1 protein-coding gene is annotated in these 419 nt (G+C 52.5%); it reads left to right on the top strand.

Annotation, left to right across the window (positions count from 1 at the left end):
• The coding region (locus F8B77_RS17730) for a hypothetical protein (protein WP_167512875.1) at window positions 1-419 on the top strand (419 nt) is incomplete at both ends.

The following is a 419-nucleotide window of genomic DNA, read 5'->3' as shown; positions in this document are numbered from 1 at the left end:
ATCCTTGAGGGTGGCAGCTTAACGGCACTCACAGGGACCTTCGATACCAGCTTGTACAGCAATGGTGCGCTAGTGCAAATCAGCATAGACGTGGACGGGGTTGCCCGTTTAGAAACCATTACCCTGCAACCTAGCGCGACACCTGTTTCCATTACTTCAACCCTTGGCGATATTAACAACGGCTCTCACACGCTGACGGTGACCGCTTCTGATAGTCAAAGTGTCACCATCGAAAGCCTCACCCCAGATGTGGCGACTATCGCTAATGGTCAAATTAGCGTGGGTCAAGATGGCACTGCTCGCTTTGCGGTGACAGCAGTTGATGGCACATGGCAAGACGTGGTCAGCCTTGATGTATTGTCACCTCGCACAGCACCAAGCATTGATTGGGCGCTCAATGCCAGCGGTGATTTGCAAGT

The sequence above is a fragment of the Aliivibrio finisterrensis genome (genome assembly GCF_008933155.1).
In the GTDB taxonomy this organism is placed as follows: domain Bacteria; phylum Pseudomonadota; class Gammaproteobacteria; order Enterobacterales; family Vibrionaceae; genus Aliivibrio; species Aliivibrio finisterrensis.
Note: the sequence above shows the minus strand (reverse complement) of the source record. Positions and strands in the feature narration are given on the sequence as shown.